A 20,262-nucleotide genomic window follows, 5' to 3' on the forward strand; every position below is an offset into this window, starting at 1 on the left:
ATTTCAACCAACGGCATGCCACGCTGGCGCCAGTGCGCACACCTCGGCCGACAAGCCACCATTGGACTCAACCAAACCGCTACAAACTGCTAACAATGACTTGGGGATCCGGCTCGGTTCCCAGGGCCGAGGGTCCGTCAAGGGCTGACCATACGCGCTAAGGATGGGGGCCAGATCACGGGGCAACCACCAGCTGGCCGGACGGCCCAAGCGCTGGGCCAGCGCCTGCAGCCGATCCACCCCGGCAGGGTCGAGGGCGGTAAGATGACTCCACAGCACATTGGGGGGCAAGGCGGCCACCACCTGCTGCAAGGCTAGAGGAGCCGATGGGGGTGCCCACACCAGCAAGGTGCCGGGTTCAAGGGGCAACTCGGCAAAGGCGCCGACGCTATCTGTGGTGATCACCCGCCCGATACTCCCCTCCCCCCAGAGGATCTTGCCAAGACCCGCCAGGGTGCGCTCGGGCAGCGCCACCTCCCCCAGCGCCTGCAACCAGGGGGCTGCGTCGATCAGGGTGCCGCCGCTGAAAAAGAGGCTGAACGGCTGGGCGGCGCGCAAGCGCAACAGCTGATCGGCACAGAGCCGGATCCCCTTGTCCTCGAAATCGATCTGCTCGTTGGGGGTGAAGTTCACCTCGCTCTTGCGATAGAGCGCCGCCAGCACCCGCTCGTTGACCTGCTCCCCCAATTGCCAGCCCTGAGCATGCAACCACTCCTCGGGCTCGGGGGGCGCGGTGGCGATCTCGGCCAGCATCAGCTCGCGAGTAAGATAGCGCCGTCCGGCCGGAGTGAGCTCATAGCTGTGGCGGCCATGGGCGAGCAGCAGCTGGTTATCCTTGAGCAGCCCCACCAGCGGTTGCCACTGGCGGCCACGGATCACCACGGGTGAGTGATTCAGCAACTGCTGAGCCAGCGCCCGCCATTCGGGGTGACTAAAGTCGATCAATTACAATCCATCCCTGTCAGTGCTCAATCGGATAAACAGCCTGAAAAGGTACCGTTACAGGCCGATGACGCCAAGCCTCCCGCGCCAATTACGTGACCTCGCTCCCTGCAATTTTCCCCAAACAGAAGAGCCCACCGTGGGGTGGGCTCTTCCTTGGATAACACTCGATGCTTATTCGGCGTTGAGGCGCAACTCGGCGTCGTGCCAACCCAGTGGCAGGGTCAGCAGCTGATCGATCAGCTCCCGGCGATCGGATTTCTCCAGATAGGCGAGATAGAGCGGACGGCTCAGCGGCTGGCCCCCCTCCACCAGATGGAGCGCCCCCTGCTCGAGGAAGGGGCTGACCATCCGCCGTGGCAGGTAGGCAGCACCACCGTTGGCCAGCACAAACTGCAACGCCATGCTGGCAGAGCTGGAGTGCAGCACCGGGGTCTTTTGCAGGCTCTGCAACCGGCTCGGCTGCGGCTCGAAGCTGGTGCCCCAGTCGAGGTGGATATGCGGCATCTGCATCAGGTTGTCGGCATTGGCCGCCGGATCCCGGCTCACCAGCTCGAACACAAGCTCACCGATGGGATGCAGGGCAATCTCGTCGATCTTGGTGGGCTCGGAGAGCAGGGCCAGATCGAGGGAGCGCTCCAGCAACTGGCGGCAGAGGTGCTCGCGGGAAGCCGTTTCCAGCCGTACCGCCAAACCGGGCGCCAGTGCATAGATGTGATTGAGCCAGTCGTTGAAATCGAGCTCCCAGAACACTGCGGGCGCGCCGATGGCCAACTGCTGGCTGAATCCTGGCGAGAGCGCCACATCCTGCTTGGCACGACCAAGGGTGTGCAAGATGGCGTCTGCGTAGGGCAGCAGACGCTCACCGGAGGCGGTCAGACGGATGTTGTTGCGATGACGGGCAAACAGACTGACACCCAGTTGCTGCTCTAGCTGGCGGATCCGGAAACTCACCGCCGACTGGGTCAGGTAGAGATTTTCAGCAGCCCGGCCAAAATGCCGGGTCTTGCTGACCTCGATAAAGGTCCGAAGCAGCTCGGTATCCATTAATCGATGGACTCGTCACTGCTGCCACCGCCGCTGCCACCACCGACATCAAAGCTGCCACCACCGCTGCTCTCTTCGCTGGCGCCGCCAACGACGGTGCAGAGGCGATGAACGCGCTTGGGACCGATCACCTTGAGGTATTTGAACCACACCTTGGCGTGAGGATTGGCACCGGCTGCGCCAGATTTGACCTGCTCGACGAAGGCGGACTCGACATCGTCACGGGGTGCCAGGTTACCCTGGTAGAGTGCCAGCATGGCGGTACCATACTTTTCCAGACTGTCCGCTTCGGCCACAGTGAATTCGCCACTGCGACGCAGGCCACGGGGAAAATGTTTGAAGTCGTTGAAACGCTTGTCTGATTCGAAGCTCATAGTGCTCTTTTTTCTGGTTAGTTTGACCTTTGCGGGCAAGTATCATCAGGCCATCGCCGAGTGCAAAATCAATTTTCTCACTATGTTAATAAATATCTTTTATCGAAGTCACTTTGCCCCATCGCTGACGCCGATTTTGTGGCATAACACACAAAAAACGTTGATAAATAATAAACTTATGTAAACGTGCAGCCAATTTGCACGTCACTTTCTGGACTGTTCAGGCAAAAATAAAGCGCCATACGGCGCTTTATTTATCACATCAGGTGAACCAGCTGAACCTTTGGTTCAAACATGCTTACTCAATCATGGCCGGTTGGGCCAGGTTGTCGGCACGCCACAGACGGTAGCGCACTTCATACTCCTGCGGCACGTAGATCACGAACGGCAGTTTTGAGTTGTAGTTCACGAAGAAGCCCTGACCGTAGATCTGGACGAAGGTCTCTTTCTGCTGGCTATCGGGGCACATCATCAGGGTGCTGATGGGGTCGGAAACCTTGCCCAGTTTCAGGTAGTTGTAGCCCCAGCCTTTGACGCTGTGCTGTTCCAGGTTGCCTGCAAAACGCGGTACGTTGCAATCAACCATCATCTTTTTGCCGACCTGCAGCTCGACCATCATGTCGGCTTCTTTCTCGACTTCAGGCAGGCGGATCACCACACGTTCCTGATTCACGTCAGCGGCTGGGAACATGCTGATATCAAATTTTTTCGGCTCGGCGGCGAAGGCATGGCCACCCAGCAACAAGGCGCCCAGCAGGCTAAAACGCAATACGGTTTTCATCTGTACCTCATGGGGTTGGTTCAACGCCGCTAGACTAACCGCTCTGCCGATTTCATGCCAGCGATCTGCTACGTAAAAACTGCGTAAAATGATGCAGATCCGGCACACCATGACGTGACCTGGCTATTTTCTGACAGGGCGCACACTCCCGTTACGGGAACCTGAAACAAAAAGCGAGGCCAATTGGCCTCGCTTTGCATTCAAATGGCGCCAGAGTGCTATTTGGCCGCCTCTTGATGGGCCTTGATGACGGCCACCGCCTTGTCAGGGAAGTCACTGAACACCCCATCCACATCAGCCTGATAGAGGAAGATGTTAAGGAGATCGGTAAAGTCCTTGGCATAGGCCGGGATCTGCCCCTCATCCTGACGGAAGGTATAGGGGTGAACTTTCAGGCCCGCCGCATGGGCTTCTTTTACCATGCCGGTGAAGACCGGTTTGCCCAAAGTGCCCGGCTCGGTGACGATCATCGGTTTCCACGGGCCAATCCCTTCGGCATAGCTGGCGATGGTTTTCATCGCTCCCGGCTTGAACATCCAGTCATAGTTGTAGGGGGTCGCCTTGCCCTTGGCGTCGTAGACCATGGTCTCGTTCCAGTCGGTCTCGGCCATCAGCTGCACCAGTTTCAGATCCATACCCATGGCGGGCATCAGTTCGCTGTTGATGCGCTTGAGTTCATCGGCATCGAAGCACTGCAGATAGACCTTGTCATCCTTCCCGGTGTAGCCGTACTCCTTGAGCACCTTCAGCACCGCCTTGGAGATATCCTTGCCTTCGTGACGGAACAACCAGGGCGCCTTGATCTCCGGGTAGATCCCGATGTTCTTGCCGGTGCTCTTGTTGAGCCCCTGGATCATCTCGATCTCCTCCTGGAAGGTATGGATCTTGAAGCTGGACTTCCACTGCGGGAAGCGGGCCGGATAGACCGGCACCTGCTTGCCATCCACCAGCTGGAACGGCTCGGTCATACGCAGGGAACGCACCTCGTCCAGGGTAAAATCCACCACATAGTAACGGCCGTCCGGACGGGCACGGCCGGGGAAGCGCGCCGCCACATCGGTGATGCCATCGAGGAAGTGATCGTGCATCACCACCAGCTGGTCATCCTTGGTCATCACCAGATCCTGCTCCAGATAATCGGCCCCCATACCATAGGCCAGCGCCTTGGACTCCAGGGTATGCTCGGGCAGGTAGCCGGAGGCGCCCCGGTGAGCAATCACTATCTTGCCTTCATCGGCAGCCAACACGGGTAATGAGAGGGATGCCCCAAGGCTCAAGGCGATGAGGGAAACGGCGAGTTTTTTCATATGTGATGCTCTTTATTATTGTGTGTAGGTAATTGTTCTATCAGAGGTTTGTTGCATATTTACGGTGGAAAGCGGTGGGCTGCAGCGCACTGCCCACCGTCACACATCAGCTCGCCTTGCGCAGAGCCTGATGGTATTGGTCGAGCCAGATCTGCAGCATCTGCTGCTCTGACTCGTTCAGGCGCAGCCCCAACTTGCTGCGGCGCCAGAGGATATCATCCAGTGAACAGGCCCACTCCCGCTCGATGAGATAGCGCACTTCAGACTCGTAGAGGCCACCACCGAAGTGAATGCCACGATCCTCTTTTAGCCAGAGACGGGCATGTGCGCCATAGGCTTCGGCAATGCGCAGGGCACTGCGATCATCGAGCCAGTCAAACTCCAGCGCAAAGGCGCGGGCCAGCTCGCGTACCGAGCAGTCAAACTCGCCGCCGGGCAGACGGCTGGTCGCAGTCCAGTCATCCCCCATCTGGCTGAACCAGGGCTTGAGCTTGTTGCAGGCAGCCTGCGCCAGCTTGCGATAGGTGGTGAGCTTGCCGCCAAACACCGACAAGAGCGGCGCACCGTCAGACTCGCCAGACAGTTCGAGGGTGTAGTCGCGGGTCACCGCCTGCGGTGAATCTGACTCGTCGTCACAGAGCGGGCGCACCCCGGCATAGGTCCAGATCACATCTTTCGGCGCAATTTGGCGAGTGAAGTGGGCGTTGACCACCTTGCACAGGTAGGTAATTTCGGCCTCGCTGATCTTCGCTTCCCGCGGGCTGCCGTGATGCTCCACATCCGTGGTGCCGATGAGGGAGTAGTCCTGCTGATACGGGATGACGAAGACAATGCGGTTGTCTTCGTTTTGCAGGATATAGGCCTCTTCGCGCTCATGGATGCGCGGCACTATCATGTGGCTGCCTTTAATAAGGCGAATACCGCGGGGGGATTTCTCGTGCAGGCTCTCGTCATAGAAGGTCTTGACCCAGGGGCCAGCCGCATTGACCAGACCACGGCAGGTGACGGTGAACTGCTCGCCCCCTTCCCGCTCCAAAGTGAGCGTCCAGTGTTTGGATCCGCGCACCGCCTTGATACAGCGGGTGCGGGTCTGCACATCGGCCCCCTTGTCACGGGCCATCATGGCGTTGAGTACCACCAGCCGGGCGTCGTCGACCCAGGCATCCGAGTATTCAAATCCCTTGTTGATCCCCGCGGTCAAACCATCTTGCGGCAGAAAGCGCACGCCGCAGCTCCCCTTGAGCTTGTCGCGCTTGGCCAGATTGTCATAGAGGAACAGACCGGCGCGGATCATCCAGGCCGGACGCAGGTGCGGGCGGTGCGGCAGGCGAAAACGCATGGGACGGGCGATGTGAGGCGCCATGCCGAGCAGCACCTCCCGCTCCGCCAACGCCTCTTTCACCAACCGGAATTCGTAATGCTCGAGATAGCGCAAACCGCCGTGGATCAGCTTGCTGGAGTTGGACGAGGTGGCAGAGGCGAGATCTTGCGCCTCGAACAGGGCCACTTTCAGACCCCGTCCTGCCGCATCGGCTGCGATGCCAACCCCGTTGATGCCGCCACCGACGACGACCAGATCATAATGTTCGCTCATGTTCACCTACTTTCATTTTTATGATTGCTATAACAGCAATGTTTGATTTCGCTCATTTTAGAACATGAAAATACAACAAACGAACATTTTATGGCGAAAGTGTGATCGCCACAGCCAGCCAGAGGTGGCAAAGGGGACAGGTCAGCGGAGCAAATGGCGTCGGGTCAACATCGGCGGGTTAATAGCCAAAAAAACCAGATTGAATAGTGGTTTTGGCAATACCCATAAAGGGGTGAGATGGGTGCAGGGATAGGGGAGAGAAAGAGAAAGGAGGCCGCCCTGACGGGCGACCGGCACAGCCTTGGCGTGTTTCGCCGTCAGCAGATGTGGCAGGCGATCTGGTGTTGCGCCATCAATCGCGCCAGCTTTTCCGGTGGTTCCTGATCGGTAAAGAGGGCGTGGATCTGGCTGAGATTGCCCAGGTTGACCATGGCATTGCGACCGAACTTGGTGTGGTCAGCGGCCAGGAACACCTGACGGGAGTGGGCTATGATGGCCTGGGCAATCTTCACCTCGTGATAGTCGAAATCGAGCAGGGAGCCGTCGTTGTCGATCCCCGAAATCCCGATGACGCCATAGTCCATGCGAAACTGACCGATAAAGTCGCGGGTCGCCTCCCCCACGATACCGCCATCGCGGTTGCGGATCTCGCCACCGGCGATGATGACGGTGAAGTCATCCTTCGCCGTCAGGATGCTGGCCACGTTGAGGTTGTTGGTGACGATGCGCAGCTCACGGTGATCGAGCAGGGCGCGGGCGATCGCCTCGGTGGTGGTACCTATGTCGATAAAGAGCGATGAGCCGTCGGGAATATTGGCCGCGACCTCGCGGGCGATGCGCTCTTTCTCCTTGAGTTGCATCACTTTACGGGCGCTGTAGGCGGTATTGACGGTACTCGAATGCAGGGAGGCACCGCCATGATGGCGCCGGACCTTGTTCTGTTCGGCGAGATCGTTCAGATCCCGGCGAATGGTCTGGGGGCTGACGTCAAAGTGGGTCACCAGATCGTCGGTCGAGACAAATCCCTGCCGCGTCAGGACGTCCAGGATCTCCAGATGTCGTTGGGTTTGCTTCACGCTTGCACTCCGATGATGAGACAAAAAAAGGCCCCGGCAGATGCGGGGCCTTTTGGCAGTTTACCTGATCCCCTTTGGGATCAATAAGCTGAGGATCACGTTTTATGCCTTATGGGCAGCCGCTTTCTTGGCCGCAACAGCAATGTTCTCGTGCTTGAGGGTCATCGCCAGCAGGATGATGGAGAGCACACAGGAGACGGTCAGCACCATGAAGCCGCCATCCCAACCGAAGTGGTCAACGGTATAACCCAGCATGGCGTTGGCTGCCACGGCGCCGCCCAGATAACCGAACAGACCGGTGAAACCTGCCGCAGTACCGGCTGCTTTCTTCGGTGCCAGCTCAAGAGCATAGAGGCCGATCAGCATGACAGGGCCGTAGATCAGGAAGCCGATAGCCACCAGCGCCATCATGTCGATGGTCGGGTTGCCGGCCGGGTTGAACCAGTAAACCAGCACAGCCAGAGTCACCAGCACCATGAACAGGATACCGGCCGGGGCACGGCGGCCCTGGAACATCTTGTCAGAGATCCAGCCACACAGCAGGGTGCCCGGAATACCGGCCCACTCGTAGAGGAAGTAAGCCCAGGAGGAGTTGTCGACGGTGAAGTGCTTGGCCTCTTTCAGGTAGGTTGGCGCCCAGTCCAGCACACCGTAACGAATGAGGTAAACGAAAGCGTTGGCGATCGCGATGTACCACAGCAGTTTATTGTGCAGCACGTACTTGACGAAGATCTCCTTGGCGGAGAACTCCTGCTCGTGGCTCTCGTTGTAATCCTTCGGATAGTCGTTCTTGTACTCCTCGATAGGAGGCAGACCGACCGATTGCGGGGTATCACGCATCACGAAGAAGGCGATCACCGCGATGGCGGCCGCAGCTGCCGCAGGCACATAGAAGGCGCTGCGCCAGTCGTTGAACCAGCCCATCCCGAGGATAAACAGCGGGCCAATCATGCCGCCACCCACGTTGTGTGCCACGTTCCAGACCGCAACCACTTCGCCGCGCTCTTTCTGTGACCACCAGTGCACCATGGTGCGACCGCAGGGCGGCCAGCCCATACCCTGTGCCCAACCGTTCAGGAACAACAGCACAAACATGATGGCAATGCTGGAGGTGGCCCAGTGCATGGTACCCATCATGAACATGATGGCAGCCGAGAGCAGCAGACCGGCGGAGAGGAAGTAACGGGCGTTGGAACGGTCGGAGACGTTCCCCATCAGGAACTTGGACAAACCGTAAGCGATGGAGACCCCGGAGAGCGCGAAACCGAGATCACCACGGGAGAAGCCCTGCTCGATCAGATAGGGCATCGCCAGACTGAAGTTTTTCCGTACCAGATAGTAGCCGGCGTAACCGAAGAAGATCCCGAAAAACACCTGCCAACGCATGCGTTTGTAGAAGGGGTCGACCTTGTCAGCCGGGAGCCTGTCGATGTGCGCCGCAGGCCTGAAGAGACTAAGCATGTTCTGCTTCCTTATTGTTGTTATGGGCGGTTGAGGATGCCCTGACCATTCCAACGAATCATGTGAGTCCGCTGATTCGTAAGCGAGCCTATTGTGCTCATATGCGCTCATTTAATCTGTGATGCATGCTCAAATATTGCAGTTTTATTACAAATAAAAGCTCCAAATGAGAAATCACTCAGCAAGCGCCAACCCTTGTGTGGCAAGGGTTGCAAGCTACCCCCTAAGTGGTAACTGGTAGTTATCAAGATGCTTTACGTCACATTTTCTTAGCAATGAGTGGGATCTTGTCCACATTTCCTATGGAGGGGGGATGGTGAAATTATTGGGAAGGGTTATTTTCTGTCACGGCCGATAACGAGCGCAAACGAGCATAACGTTTGCGCAAGACGCAAAAACAACAAGGAAACGTTTTCGGCAGCAACGGATAGACACAAAAAGATAAAACGGAACATCAAACCTCTACGGGTGGATATAAGGAACAAGAGTATGAGCATACAAAGACCCAATACCCTGCTTGGCGAGTGCATCGCCGAGTTTATCGGAACCGGCCTGCTGATATTTTTCGGCGTCGGATGTGTGGCGGCACTGGTGCTGGCAGGCGCCAACTTCGGGCAATGGGAAATCTCCATTACCTGGGGTCTGGGTGTAGCCATCGCTATCTATGTGACCGGCGGCATTTCAGGTGCCCACCTGAACCCGGCTGTAACCCTGGCGCTGATGACCTTCTGCGGGTTCGACAAGCGCAAGGTGGTACCCTACATCATCGCCCAAATGGCCGGTGCCTTCTGCTTCGCCGCCCTTGTCTACTTCCTTTATGGTAACCTTTTCACCCAGTGGGAAGTGACCCATAACGTGGTGCGCGGCAGCGTCGAGAGCCTCGGCACCGCCGGGATCTTCTCCACCTACCCCAATGCCCTGCTGACCAACATGCAAGCCTTCGCCGTCGAGCTGGTGATCACCGCCGTGCTGATGCTGGGGATCATGGCGCTGGGTGACAACAACAACGGCGCCCCCAAAGGCTTCGCGGCCGCCCTGCTGATCGGTATCCTGATCGCGGTGATCGGCGCCTCCCTTGGCCCGTTAACCGGTTTTGCCATGAACCCGGCCCGTGACTTTGGTCCGAAACTGTTCGCGTTCTTTGCTGGCTGGGGTGATGTTGCCCTGACCGGTGGTCGTGACAACCCCTACTTCTGGGTTCCGATCCTTGGCCCCATCGTTGGCGCTCAGATTGGTACCGCTCTGTATGTCAAAGTGCTGGCTCCCTGCGTCCCGGGCAACCGTGTCGTCACCACCGAGCAAGCTACCCAAACCGCCAAAGAAGAGGCTGCCGCATAAGAGCGGCCCCCTCCAACGTATAAAAACGTGGAAAATAGAAACGTGGAGAACATCATGTCTGCTGAAAAGAAATATGTCGTCGCTCTGGACCAGGGAACCACCTCTTCCCGCGCCATCGTGTTTGATCAGGATGCCAATATCGTTGGCACCTCCCAGCGCGAATTCACCCAGCACTACCCGAAAGCGGGCTGGGTAGAGCACGACCCGATGGAGATCTGGGCAACCCAATCCTCCGTCTTTACCGAAGTGCTGGCCAAGACCGGCCTGCGCAGCGAAGAGATCGCCGCCATCGGTATCACCAACCAGCGTGAAACCACTGTTGTCTGGGAAAAGGCCACCGGCAAGCCCATCTACAACGCCATCGTCTGGCAGTGCCGCCGCACCGCCGCCATCTGCGAAGAGCTGAAAGCACGCGGTCTGGAAGAGTACGTTCGCGAGAACACCGGTCTGGTGCTGGATGCCTACTTCTCCGGTACCAAGGTGAAGTGGATCCTCGACAACGTGGAAGGTGCCCGCGAGAAGGCGATGAACGGCGAGCTGCTGTTCGGCACCATCGACACCTGGCTGGTCTGGAAGATGACCAATGGCGAAGTGCACGTCACCGACCCGACCAACGCCTCCCGTACCATGCTCTACAACATCCGCGACCTGAAGTGGGATCAGCGCATGCTGGACGAGCTGGGCATCCCCATGTCCATGCTGCCAGAAGTGAAACCCTCTTCCGAAGTGTACGGCTACACCACCCGTGGTGGCGGCTCCCGCATCCCCATCGCCGGTATCGCTGGTGACCAGCAGTCTGCCCTGTTCGGCCAGCTCTGCTTTGAAAAAGGGATGGCCAAAAACACCTACGGCACCGGCTGCTTCATGCTGATGAACACCGGCACCGAGCCGGTTCGCTCCAGCAACGGCCTGCTGACTACCGTTGCCATCGGCCCGAAAGGGGAAGTGAACTACGCGCTGGAAGGTGCCGTATTCATGGGCGGCGCCACCATCCAGTGGCTGCGTGACGAGCTGAAGATCATTCACGATGCCCGCGATACCGACTACTTCGCCTCCAAGGTGGGCGATACCAACGGCGTCTATCTGGTACCGGCCTTCGTCGGTCTGGGCGCACCCTACTGGGATCCCTATGCTCGCGGCACCATGGTCGGTCTGACCCGTGGCGCCAACCGCAACCACATCATCCGTGCCGCGCTGGAATCCATCGCCTATCAGAGCCGCGATGTGCTGGATGCCATGCAGCAGGACTCCGGCATCAAGCTGGCAGCTCTCAAGGTAGACGGCGGCGCCGTAGCCAACGACTTCCTGATGCAGTTCCAGGCTGACATGATGCACACCCCGGTGGTGCGTCCGACCCGCATCGAGACTACCGCCATGGGCGCCGCCTTCCTGGCAGGTCTGGCCGTCGGCTTCTGGAAGAGCTCGGACGAGCTGGAAGACAAGTTCAGCGTGGACCGCGAGTTCATCCCGCAGATGGACAGAGACGATCGCGCCAAACGTTACAGCGGCTGGCAAAAAGCGGTTGAGCGTTCACGCCGTTGGGCTGAAGAGGATTGATCGGGCGCCCGACATTCCTTTGAGAGAAACCCCCAAGAGGCCGACCGCTATGTCGGCCTCTCTTTTTATGCTTTCCCTTGCCGGTTTCTACCCCCTTCCCTCCTCATTGCTCCCTCCTGTTTTTCTGCAGCCCTCTGTTGTCACCATCCGCCACAACACAATTGAGCTCTCTATCTATAATCATCATCTGGGTCGCATATGCGACCTTATTTATGAGGAGAGCGATATGGAGAGGGCGATACACCGTTTTACACTGCAATCACTCTGGTCAGGGCTCGGGATCCGCACCCGGATCCTCGCTGGCGTGGCGATACTGATGGCCATCGCCATCAGCTGCATCACCTTGATCCTCGAGCAGATATCCCACAATCAGGCCCAGCAGCGGGTCGAACGCTACGAGCTGCCAAGCAGCGTGGATCGCATTGCCAACCAGCTGACCGCCCAGCTTATCCAGCACCTGACCGAAGCGCAGGCGCTGGCAAGCAACCGTTTTGTCATCGACTGGCTGACCGCTGGCATGCCAGAGCAAGAGTGGCCCGCCATGGAGCGTTACTTTCAGGATCTGCAACGGCGTATCGGCGGCAACGTCTTTATCGCCCCCCGCCAGAGCAACACCCTGATCAACTTCAGCGGCGGCCCCACCGCCCAGAAATCGCTGAGCGAATCGGATCCGAAAGATGGGTGGTTTTTCGGCTTTCTCAAACGCAGCAAACCCTATGAGCTGAACCTCGACATCTCCGATTTTGACAAGCACGCCTCCCTCTATATCAACACCGCCGTCACCCACGAGGGCAAGACCCTGGCGGTGGCAGGCACCTCCATCAACATGAGCGCCCTGAGCAAGCTCATCAGCGGCTACCGGATCGGCAAGAGTGGTCAGGTCTATCTGGCGGACATGGAGGGCAATATCGAGATCCACCCCGAGCAGGAGGTGGAAGGCGCCGCCCACCACCAGCAATCCTTCCTCGATACCGTCAAACGGCTTATTCCCAATGCCCGGGAACAGGTGGCCGTAGAGGCGCTAACACTGGAGGGGCAAACCTACCTCATCGCGGTGCGTTACATCCCGACCCTCAACCGGCTGCTGATTGGCGAGATCAACAGCGCCGAGCTGGAAGAGGGCCTGCAGGAATCCCGCCAGCTCATCATCATGGTCTCTCTCGCCATCGGCACCCTGGCAATGCTGGCTTCGGCTTGGCTCGCCCACTCCATCAGCCGCCCCATTCGTCAGGCTGCCGATGGCATGCACCACATCACTGCCGATCGGGATCTGGCGACCCGACTCGACTTCTCTGACGAGTCTGAGCTGGGGCTGATGGCCCAAAGCTTCAATCGGCTGATCCAGAGCCTGAACCAGAGCTTCTCCCGCTTCCAGCAGTCAGGCAGCGCCCTCTCCGCGCAGTCGTCCCAATCCATGCAACAGGCCCAGGCACTGGCAGGAGAAGCGTGCCAGCAGGCCCAGAGCATTCAGGAGCTGACCACTGTGGTCACCACCATCGGTGACAACGCCGAGCAGATCGCCAGCCGCTCGGAAGGGGTCAACGACGTGACCCAACGCATCGCCAACCATATGCTCAGCATCGAGCAGGATGTGACCCAGAGCGCCGCGCAACTCGACAGCTTGCGCAGCAGCATCGGCAGCTCCTCGGCCCTGCTCGATGAAGTGGTGAAAGACAGCAACAACATCACCCAGATCATGAACCTCATCCGCGATGTCTCGAACCAGACCAACCTGCTGGCCCTCAATGCGGCCATCGAAGCGGCCCGGGCAGGGGATATGGGACGGGGCTTTGCGGTGGTGGCCGACGAGGTACGCCAGCTGGCGGTGCGTACCCAGACCGCCACCAAGGATGTGCAGGATCTTATCTTGCGCCTGCAGGAGGGAACCCGGCAGGCCAGCAGCTCGATGGCAGACTCCCGCAACCTGAGCGAAGAGGGATACAACCGGATGAATCAGGTCAGAGAGGTGCTGGTTGATGCCACCAGCCAGATCAACCAGACTGCCCTCGAGATCAACGAGATCAGCGCGCTGGCGCAAGCGCAGGATCAGCAGATGGGGCAAGCCAGAACGGCGCTCGACGAGCTGGCCATGGTGGCCGAACACCAGCGGGAACACGCGCAGGAGAGCAATGCCGCCAGCCGCGAACTGTTCGAACTGGCCAAGGCCATCGACGAGCAGATCCGCCAATACCGGATTGGCTAGGCCCGGTGCTTCCCCCTCTCCCTCTCAATAACCAAGACGCCACCGCAGGGTGGCGTTTTCATTTTGCAAATCATTTTGCCTGCGCTCTCGAAACGGGAATGACGACAAAACTCGCAAGATATTGACAATTAACATAAAAAAATGTGGAACGGCCATTGCTTAGTGATATCAGACTCAACATAGGGATATCGCCATGAAACCGACCACCACTCAAGCGCCCGTAGCCCACGTCGCCACTCAAAAAGAGACCCTGCCCCCCCGCGAAGGCACCTTCCTGATGATGGTGGCCCAACTGGTGGTGCTCACCTGCATCGTACTGGCCGCCACCGTCGGCGGCCTCTCCTGGCAGTGGACCCTGCTGCTGGCCATTCCGCCGGTGATCGGTGGCGCCCTGCTCAGCCGGGTATGGGGCAAACTGCCCCGCTAACTGCGCTTCACCTCACACACCTTCCCGAACCGACGACCGCCCCTCAAGTCGGCCGTCTGTTTATCTGCCACCAAGCTAATGCTGATTGGCCGCAACGAAGGCGCGGCTTGTTTTTCGTTAAGCAAACCGCAGCGACGAACCGTTCAAACAAACCGCACAAACCAACCTGAACTACAGGGTATGGCTGCCCAGCTGCTCCTTGAGAAAATCGAGCCAGACCCGCAGCCGGATATCCCGCTGGGCATCGGAGTAGAAGACTGCATTGATGGGGCGCGAGGCGCCGCTGTTGCTGCGGGCCAGCACCTCCACCAGCGCGCCGCTCTCCCGATCCGGCCCGGTCATGAAATCTGACAGACAGACGATCCCCTGCCCCGCCAGCGCCAGCTGACGCAAGGTTTCGCCGCTGCTGGCACGCAGACTGGGGGTGATGGCAAAGCGATCCCCCTGCTCGGCACTGAGCAGCGGCCAGTGGTTGAGGTGATCGGGATGCAAAAAGCCGAGCAGCTCGTGACCGCTCAACAGATCCGCCGGTTGGCGCGGGGTGCCGCGATCGCTCAAATAGCCTGGGGAAGCCAGCAGCCGCAACCGCGAACGGCCCAGTGGCAGTGCGCGCAGTGAGGAGTCGGTCAGCTCGCCGATGCGGATGGCCATGTCCACCCGCCGCTCCATCAGATTGATAAAGCCCTCCGAGCTGTGCAGCTGCAACTCGATGGCAGGGTAGCGGCGGCGAAACTCGCCGATGATCGGCACCAGCCGGTGCAGAATAAAGGGGGTAGCGGCATCGACTCTCAACACCCCTTCGGGTTGTTCCCGGCGCATCAGCAGATGCCCCTCCGCCTCGCTCATCTCGGTCAGGATCTTCACCGCCCGCTGATAGAACCAGCTCCCCTCCTCGGTCAGGCTGACCCGGCGGGTGGTGCGATTGAGCAAAACGGTTGAGAGCTTCTCCTCCAGCCGCTTGATGCCACGGCTCACCACCGAGTTATCCATGCCGAGGTTCTCCGCCGCCTGGCGAAAACTGCCCGCCTCCACCACCGCCACAAACAGGGTCAGTTCATCAGAATGGGTCTTCATTGCTGTTATCCGGACAAGAGTTATGGGCCTTTATAGGCTTAGCTGCTGTGGATTGGCAAGCGTGCTCAGAGAGACGCTCTTGTTTTTCGAAGAGAAATAACCAGAGAGAATCACTATCTCTCACTCTGTTTAATCAGTAGAATGCCATCAAAAGGAATCGTATGAAGCCAGATCATCAAGGAGATACATTAATGGAGTTTGAAGAACGGCTGGCTATTGCCCATCAACTACTGGCCGACAGTGGCCTCAAGGAATTTCACTACAATCCGTGGCTGTTCAAATTGCTGCGTAAACTCGGCGTCCCCGTCAAGCCGCCTTATTACGCGGGCTGGCTTACCAATTTCCTCTGTTCCGGCCTCTCTATTGCGCCGTTATGGGGTCTGATTATGTGGACATTCATCTGGCATCCAGAGGGAAGGGATCTTTTATCAGCCCTGTTCAACACAACCCTGTTCGCTGGCGTATTTGGTCTTTTCACCTTAATTGGACTCTGGCTCAAACGCCGGCAGCTTGGATTGACCCCATGGGAGCAGTTGGAGCACCAGCACATCAGTGAAGGCACAGAGAAGAAGGTTAAAGCTCCTGCTGCCGATTGAAACTGGGTGCAATACAGGCTCTGAAGAGCACACTTTCACAGACTCGGACTCTCACCTTGCCAGATTTCGTTAAATTTTTTATCAGCTTTTCAATTAACTGTCTCATCCAAACCGCCATTGGCCTCTTGGTTCTCGCCTACAGGCTTTTCCGCCACCACAATGGCAACTGGCGCAGCTATCGACGAAGCTGGGATCCTCTCCCTCTATTTGCCTCCATTTTCCTTGGCATGGTGATCGCAAAAAAGCTTCATCCGGCCATCATGGCAGCCTTGTAATGATTGACCATAGCTTGGACGTTCATAGCCACAAATAATCAAGTAGTTCACCAGATGATCAAACAGTTGTGCCCTCACTGTGAGATAAGCAGTGGATCAAAGCGTCCATACGGGCCAGTAATATCTCTTTGCGGGTTTTAGGTGGTTTGCCATTGAACGCGCAATCAGCGAAGGTGAGCTGGTGACTCATGCAGAAAAAGGGGTGTTGACTACAAATTCAGACAATCATTCATAAAAATCTCTCACTACTGCTATTGCTGCTCTCCACTCAATACTGTTTTGCGACCAGCGCCCTGTTTCCAGCACATCGCGGCAGGCATACTGACTCTTCGTTTTTGCCAAGGAGGTTCAGATGTCTTCACCCGTGATTGTGATTGCCCAGCTTGAAGCCAAACCCGAATTCGCCCCCCAGTTTCGCGCCGCCCTTGAGCCGCTGATTGCGGCCACCTTGCAAGAGGCGGGCTGTCAGCGCTATCAGCTGCATCAGGACTTAGACAATCCCCACTGCTGGATGCTCTACGAGGTGTGGGAGAGCGAAGCGGCCCTTACCACCCATCAGGGCCAGCCTCACTTTACCGAGTTTGTCGCCAAGGCCGAGCCCTGGTTTGCTGGCAGCTCCATTCGCCGCTATCAGCCGCTGGACGCCTGATCCGCCGCGCTACTGAACGCCCTTTGCAACCCGTTTGAGGAGTAGCATGATGAAGATGCCCAACCTGGGTCTTGGAACCTTTCGCCTGACCGGTCAACCCCTGCGCGACTCTCTGTTGCAGGGGCTGGAACTTGGCTACCGCCATATCGACACCGCCCAGATCTACGCCAACGAAGCCGAAGTAGGCCAGCTGATGAGCGAGAGCGGCGTGCCTCGCCAGGATATCTATCTGACCACCAAGGTGTGGACCAGCGAATTCGGCCCGGGCAAGGTGATCCCGAGCCTGGAGGTGAGCCTCGAAAAACTGGGCACCGACTATCTGGATCTGGCGCTTATTCACTGGCCCTCCCCCAAGGATGAGGTGCCGATGGCAGTCTATCTGGAGCAGCTGGCCGAGGCCAAAACACAAGGCCTGACCCGGGAGATCGGGGTCTCCAACTTCACCGTGGCCCAGCTCAAACAGGCTATCGAGATTTTGGGGCCGGGGGCCATCGCTCACCAGCAGATCGAGGTTCATCCCCTGCTGCAAAACCGCAAGGTGGTCGAGTTCTGTAAAGCCCAGGGTATCGCCGTCACAGCCTATATGCCGCTCGCCTATGGCAAGGTGCTGAGCGAGCCGCTGCTGATGGAGATTGGCAAGCGCCACGGGGTATCGGCGGCGCAGGTGTCGCTGGCCTGGCTGCTGGCGCAGGACATGGCAGTGATCCCGAGCTCCACCAAGCGGGAGAATCAGGCTGCCAATCTGGCCGCTCTCGATATCACCTTGAGCAGCGAGGAGATGGCCGCCATCGCCACGCTGGATCGGAACGAGCGCTGCGCCAATCCCGACTTTGCCCCCGCATGGGACTGACGCGAAAGGCGTGAGACTAACGCGAAAGAAAGGCTGGCTCGCCAGCAAGCCAAATTAAACAGGGAGAGCATCATGCTCTCCCTGTCTCTTTTCTTGCCTCACGCTTTGCAGCGCTTGCTGAACGTCCAGCCGTCATATTGATGCCAGATGCAGCTCCGCAATCAGGGCGCGTTCTGGCAAAGGGCGGGATCGAACACCTGATTCCAGTCTGATTTCATATCGACCACCACCCAGCCCCGCACTTTTGCCTGTGCCAGCCCGTCGATCAGCTTGCCGCTGGCTGGCGGATGACTGTCGTAGGCGTATTCGCGCTTGGCATCGGTGTGGTGCACCAGCAGGCCGAAAGTGTGGTAATCCGGGTTGGTCGAGGTGTATTGCAGCATGGGCACGTCGCCATCGCTGTTACCAAAGGCGCCAACCGGACGCTGCCCCATAAAGAGGTGAATGGCGGCCGGTTTCGCCTTGCTGTCATCGAAATAGGCGCCGCTCATGGTCTTGCGGATCTCGCTGCCCTCCCCGGTCAGGGCAAACTCGCCGAGGGTAAAGGAGCCAATCACCTGTTGGGTCGGGATGCCATACATCTGCTCGGACATCACCCGCATAAAATCGACGCCGCCGCCGGAGACAATCCAGGTCTGGAAGCCATTATCCCGCAGATACCCCAGCAGCTGCTTCATCGGCAGATACCCGAGCTGATCGTAGTGGCAGCCAAAACGGGGATCCTTGCTGCTGTTGACCCAGCGAGTGACCCGCTCGGCAAACTCGGTGGTGGTCATGCCGCTGTGGGTCAGTCCCACCAGCTTGGCGAGCCCCTTCTCCCCCGATTTGGCCACGGCCTTGAGGTCGTTGTTCAGCACTGCCGCGACGATGGGGTCGGCCTTCCACTCCGGGTGTTCCGGCGCCAGGCGCTTGATCTCGTCCATCGCAAACTGCAGCTGATAGGTCATGGGCGCTTCCGGCCAGAGGGTGCCGTCATTGTCAAACACCACATGGCGCTTCTCTGGCGGAATAAAAGTGGGCTGCTGCTGATCGGTGGCATTGGTTACCCAGCGGATGATCGCCTGCTTGGCTGCCGTGTCATTCCAGGCAGAGAGGGGATCGCTCTGGCCGGCCTGTACCGCAAAGGCGCCGCACAGCAGCAAAAGAGAGGAGAGTCGATTCAAGGTCATCATGTTACCTGTCAGCTGGATATTGCCTGTCTATTGCCTGTAGATGAAAGCGCGCGGCCATCACAACACCGGCGCGCATGGGTTCAACACACACGGGTTTCACAGGGAAAATCCTATGGCGGCCAGCTTGTACTGGAGCTTAAGCAAGTTCAGAAAAGGAGCCGCATTCATCCCGTTCTGAGAGGTAGATCACTGCGTTGCGCTTACGCATCGGGCAACACAATCTCCTCCCACTCATCGCCATTGCTGCTTATTTGGCAAAAGTAATTTGCTTTCACCGTCATTTTTGCCAACAAAACCCATCGGCATACTGGCGCCATTCTCCCGTCGGGAGTCCCTAATCAAGGAGTTGTTATGCCACTGGCGTTATTTGCCCTTACCCTGAGTGCCTTTGCGATCGGCACCACCGAATTTGTGATTGTGGGGCTTATCCCCACCATCGCCGAGCAGCTCAATGTCTCGCTCTCCTCGGCGGGCCTCTTGGTCAGCCTCTATGCCCTTGGGGTGGCCATCGGCGCCCCCGTGCTGACGGCGCTCACCGGCAAGGTGCCACGCAAGTGGCTGCTGGTGGGGCTGATGGCGCTCTTTACCGCCGGCAACCTGCTGGCCTGGCAGGCCCCCGGTTACGAGAGCCTGATCGTGGCCCGCATCCTCACCGGATTGGCGCACGGGGTCTTCTTCTCGGTGGGCAGCACCATTGCCACGGGTCTTGTGGCCAAAGAGAAGGCGGCGAGCGCTATCGCCATCATGTTCAGCGGCCTCACCGTGGCGCTGGTGACCGGCGTACCGCTCGGCACCTGGATTGGTCAGGTCTTTGGCTGGCGTGATACTTTTCTGGTGGTAAGCCTGCTCGGCCTCGTCGCCATGGTAGGTAGCCTGCTGCTGATCCCCAATAACCTGCCCAAGGGGGCGGCCTCCACCATCCGCGAGCAACTCTCGGTACTGACCAAGAAGCCGCTGCTGCTGGTCTACGCCAAGACGGCGCTGGGTTACGGCGGCGCCTTCACGGCGTTTACCTTCCTCGCCCCCATCCTGCAGCAGGTGAGCGGCTTTAGCGCCGGTGCGGTGAGCCTGATCCTGCTGGTGTACGGGGTATCAGTCGCCGTCGGCAACATCTGGGGTGGCAAGCTGGCCGACAAGATGGGCCCATTGCCGGCGCTGAAGCTGCTGTTTGCCGGTCTGGCGCTGGTGCTGCTGGCCCTCACCTTCACCGCACCCCATCCGGTGCTGGCGGTGCTCACCGTGCTGGTGTGGGGCGCCTTTGCCTTCGGCAACGTGCCGGGTCTGCAGGTGCTGGTAGTCAAGCAGGCCGAGCTGCATACCCCCAAGGTGGTGGATGTAGCATCAGGCCTCAATATTGCCGCCTTCAACGTCGGCATTGCGCTCGGCTCCGTGGTCGGTGGCTTGGTGGTTGAGCACCTCGGCCTGATGCACACACCCTGGATCGGCGCCCTTATCGTGCTGCTGGCCTACGGACTGACCCATGTCTGCGAGCGCCGCGAAGCCCTCCGGCTCGCTGCCTGTCAGGCATAAGCTGCGCCA

Annotated in this window: 19 protein-coding genes; 9 read left to right on the forward strand and 10 right to left on the reverse strand. The window is 58.6% G+C overall.

The genetic code is table 11. The annotated features are described in order from the left end of the window. Positions 1-3: 3 nt before the first annotated feature. The 8 genes from ACW5W8_RS11580 to glpT form a co-directional block, all read right to left on the reverse strand. Positions 4-945, reverse strand: coding sequence for a hypothetical protein (locus ACW5W8_RS11580; protein ID WP_498628007.1), 942 nt, complete (start codon positions 943-945; stop codon positions 4-6). Positions 946-1,116: 171 nt separating this feature from the next. Beyond that, entirely contained in the window at positions 1,117-1,989 is an 873-nt protein-coding gene (gene hdfR, locus ACW5W8_RS11585; RefSeq protein ID WP_498628009.1) for an HTH-type transcriptional regulator HdfR, read from the reverse strand. After that, on the reverse strand, positions 1,989-2,363 hold the full coding sequence (locus ACW5W8_RS11590) for a MaoP family protein (protein WP_350236548.1): 375 nt from the start codon (positions 2,361-2,363) through the stop codon (positions 1,989-1,991). The genes hdfR and ACW5W8_RS11590 overlap by 1 nt, the downstream gene beginning before the upstream one ends. 298 nt (positions 2,364-2,661) lie before the next feature. Next, positions 2,662-3,144, reverse strand: a complete 483-nt coding sequence (eco, locus tag ACW5W8_RS11595) for a serine protease inhibitor ecotin (RefSeq protein WP_139401359.1) — start codon at positions 3,142-3,144, stop codon at positions 2,662-2,664. A 218-nt stretch (positions 3,145-3,362) separates the two neighbouring features. After that, positions 3,363-4,451 carry a glycerophosphodiester phosphodiesterase gene (glpQ, locus tag ACW5W8_RS11600; protein ID WP_498628012.1) on the reverse strand — a complete coding sequence of 363 codons (1,089 nt, stop codon included), beginning with the start codon at positions 4,449-4,451 and terminating at the stop codon, positions 3,363-3,365. Positions 4,452-4,557: 106 nt separating this feature from the next. Continuing rightward, positions 4,558-6,045 (reverse strand): glycerol-3-phosphate dehydrogenase, encoded by a 1,488-nt coding sequence (gene glpD, locus ACW5W8_RS11605; protein WP_005350869.1) that lies wholly within the window; start codon positions 6,043-6,045, stop codon positions 4,558-4,560. Between the two features lie 317 nt (positions 6,046-6,362). Beyond that, the gene (locus ACW5W8_RS11610) at positions 6,363-7,121 is read right to left on the reverse strand and encodes a DeoR/GlpR family transcriptional regulator (protein ID WP_498628014.1); all 759 of its coding nucleotides are present in this window, start codon (positions 7,119-7,121) and stop codon (positions 6,363-6,365) included. A 102-nt stretch (positions 7,122-7,223) separates the two neighbouring features. Then, positions 7,224-8,582 (reverse strand): glycerol-3-phosphate transporter, encoded by a 1,359-nt coding sequence (glpT, locus tag ACW5W8_RS11615; protein ID WP_005337540.1) that lies wholly within the window; start codon positions 8,580-8,582, stop codon positions 7,224-7,226. A 489-nt stretch (positions 8,583-9,071) separates the two neighbouring features. On the opposite strand from glpT, the gene ACW5W8_RS11620 reads away from it, so the two are divergent. From ACW5W8_RS11620 to ACW5W8_RS11635, 4 genes are all read left to right on the forward strand, one after another. Continuing rightward, the gene (locus ACW5W8_RS11620) at positions 9,072-9,920 is read left to right on the forward strand and encodes an MIP/aquaporin family protein (protein ID WP_005350866.1); all 849 of its coding nucleotides are present in this window, start codon (positions 9,072-9,074) and stop codon (positions 9,918-9,920) included. Positions 9,921-9,974: 54 nt separating this feature from the next. Continuing rightward, positions 9,975-11,477: a glycerol kinase GlpK gene (gene glpK, locus ACW5W8_RS11625; RefSeq protein ID WP_139746556.1), complete on the forward strand. Its 1,503-nt coding sequence runs from the start codon at positions 9,975-9,977 to the stop codon at positions 11,475-11,477. 226 nt (positions 11,478-11,703) lie between these two features. Next, on the forward strand, positions 11,704-13,680 hold the full coding sequence (locus ACW5W8_RS11630) for a methyl-accepting chemotaxis protein (protein ID WP_498628018.1): 1,977 nt from the start codon (positions 11,704-11,706) through the stop codon (positions 13,678-13,680). A gap of 193 nt (positions 13,681-13,873) precedes the next feature. Next, positions 13,874-14,107, forward strand: coding sequence for a hypothetical protein (locus ACW5W8_RS11635; protein WP_236326241.1), 234 nt, complete (start codon positions 13,874-13,876; stop codon positions 14,105-14,107). Positions 14,108-14,278: 171 nt separating this feature from the next. Here the strand turns inward: ACW5W8_RS11635 and ACW5W8_RS11640 are convergent, their stop codons facing one another. Then, positions 14,279-15,181 carry a LysR substrate-binding domain-containing protein gene (locus tag ACW5W8_RS11640; protein ID WP_498628020.1) on the reverse strand — a complete coding sequence of 301 codons (903 nt, stop codon included), beginning with the start codon at positions 15,179-15,181 and terminating at the stop codon, positions 14,279-14,281. Between the two features lie 191 nt (positions 15,182-15,372). Between ACW5W8_RS11640 and ACW5W8_RS11645 the strand changes: the two genes are divergently transcribed. The 4 genes from ACW5W8_RS11645 to dkgB all read left to right on the forward strand — a co-directional run bounded on the left by ACW5W8_RS11645 (position 15,373) and on the right by dkgB (position 17,551). Continuing rightward, entirely contained in the window at positions 15,373-15,777 is a 405-nt protein-coding gene (locus ACW5W8_RS11645) for a DUF6404 family protein (RefSeq protein ID WP_498628022.1), read from the forward strand. 56 nt (positions 15,778-15,833) lie between these two features. Continuing rightward, positions 15,834-16,052, forward strand: coding sequence for a hypothetical protein (locus tag ACW5W8_RS11650; RefSeq protein ID WP_159163860.1), 219 nt, complete (start codon positions 15,834-15,836; stop codon positions 16,050-16,052). Positions 16,053-16,404: 352 nt separating this feature from the next. Further along, positions 16,405-16,701: a putative quinol monooxygenase gene (locus tag ACW5W8_RS11655; protein WP_498628024.1), complete on the forward strand. Its 297-nt coding sequence runs from the start codon at positions 16,405-16,407 to the stop codon at positions 16,699-16,701. A 46-nt stretch (positions 16,702-16,747) separates the two neighbouring features. Continuing rightward, positions 16,748-17,551 carry a 2,5-didehydrogluconate reductase DkgB gene (dkgB, locus tag ACW5W8_RS11660; RefSeq protein ID WP_498628026.1) on the forward strand — a complete coding sequence of 268 codons (804 nt, stop codon included), beginning with the start codon at positions 16,748-16,750 and terminating at the stop codon, positions 17,549-17,551. A gap of 161 nt (positions 17,552-17,712) precedes the next feature. Here the strand turns inward: dkgB and ACW5W8_RS11665 are convergent, their stop codons facing one another. Further along, positions 17,713-18,723, reverse strand: a complete 1,011-nt coding sequence (locus tag ACW5W8_RS11665; RefSeq protein WP_498628028.1) for an HAD family hydrolase — start codon at positions 18,721-18,723, stop codon at positions 17,713-17,715. Between the two features lie 351 nt (positions 18,724-19,074). Here ACW5W8_RS11665 and ACW5W8_RS11670 point away from each other — a divergent pair, with 351 nt between their 5' ends. Further along, positions 19,075-20,253: an MFS transporter gene (locus ACW5W8_RS11670; protein WP_498628029.1), complete on the forward strand. Its 1,179-nt coding sequence runs from the start codon at positions 19,075-19,077 to the stop codon at positions 20,251-20,253. Positions 20,254-20,262 lie beyond the last annotated feature (9 nt).

It is taken from the genome of Aeromonas aquatilis, assembly GCF_054052405.1.